This window comes from Amylolactobacillus amylotrophicus DSM 20534, assembly GCF_001434555.1.
Lineage (GTDB): Bacteria > Bacillota > Bacilli > Lactobacillales > Lactobacillaceae > Amylolactobacillus > Amylolactobacillus amylophilus.
Genome location: NZ_AZCV01000019.1, coordinates 1 through 1,329 on the forward strand (window position 1 = coordinate 1; position 1,329 = coordinate 1,329).

1 protein-coding gene is annotated in these 1,329 nt (G+C 39.0%); it reads right to left on the minus strand.

Annotated features, from left to right (window positions below; translation table 11 throughout):
• Window positions 1-61: 61 nt before the first annotated feature.
• Window positions 62-1,228 (minus strand): IS256 family transposase, encoded by a 1,167-nt coding sequence (locus tag FC62_RS07865; protein ID WP_000195404.1) that lies wholly within the window; start codon window positions 1,226-1,228, stop codon window positions 62-64.
• Window positions 1,229-1,329: the final 101 nt, after the last annotated feature.

The window sequence follows — 1,329 nt, forward strand, 5'->3', positions numbered from 1 at the left end:
AAGTCAAGTCCATAAAATTGTGTAAAATACAGTACACTGTTTTAAAGCTTTAACCTATAGGTTAAAATTGAATATATTTTCTGGTAGAGCTTAGCCAGTCTTCGTGACGGTCAATAAGAACTGCACCGATTAAACGATTGGCAGAGGCGTGATTCGGAAAGATTCGGATAACTTTTTCTCTGCGTCTGACTTCTTCATTTAACCGTTCAAGAAGATTCGTGCTTTTTAATCTCGATTGACCTTTACCGACAACGGCGTATTGAAAGGCATCTTCGAATCCTTCATCTAGTTTTTCACAGGCTTTATGGTATTTTGATTGTTCGCTATAGGCACTTACTATAGTATTTTTAGCCTTGCGAGCCGTTTCAATATCCGTAAATTTGAAGAGTGCTTTGACTTCTTCTCTGAAAGGTTTTGAATCTTTCTTAGGGATACAATTGAGGATATTACGCATAAAGTGAACCTGGCATCGTTGCCATGAAGCGTTTGTAAATGACTTCTTGATGGCTTTGACTAAGCCTTTGTGGGCATCGGAAATGACCATTTCCACTTCACTTAACCCTCTGGTTTTGAGGTAGTCGAAGAAGAGAGACCAAGTTTCGTCACTTTCTTCATCTTGAATCATAAAGCCAATAATCTCACGCTCTCCATCTTCTGATATGCCAATCGCTATATGGCAGCTTTTAGATACGACACGATGATTCTCTCTGATTTTGATGTAGATAACATCTGTCATAACATAAGGGAAAGACCTGTCTGATAGAAAACGATTTTGCCATTCAGAGACCATAGGGTCTAACTGGGCAGTTAAACTGGAGACAAAGGATTTAGAGACTGATTTACCGCATAGTTCTTCAACGATTTGAGAGACTTTACGTGTAGAGACACCAGAAATATACATCTCTAACATAGAGGCTAACAAAGCCTTCTCATTGCGTTGATACCGCTCAAATACAGTCGGTGCAAATTCACCGTCGCGTGTTCGGGGAACTTTCAACTCAAGAGAGCCAATACGAGTCGTTAATTCTCTTTCATAATAGCCGTTGCGTTGGCTTCTTCGATCGTCTGATCGTTCATAGTTTGTGGCTTGAATATAATCTGTTCGCTGCTCGTCCATCAACTGATTAAATACAGTTTGTAAAATTTGTTTAGCCGCATTATCTTTGACCGACTGGTCAATTAAACTTTGAATATCTTCTGTTTCCAGTGTAAAATGTACTTGGGTCATATGATTGCCTCCTGGGTATGTTTTTAGTGGTTAAAAACATTGTACCGTAAAGAGGCGTTCATATGGCCTTTTTGCTTTTACACAATTATATGGACTTTATC

Bases quoted from the DNA above. Each gene is read 5' to 3' on its own strand.
- FC62_RS07865 (WP_000195404.1), bottom strand. From the start codon at position 1,228: ATGACCCAAGTACATTTTACACTGGAAACAGAAGATATTCAAAGTTTA.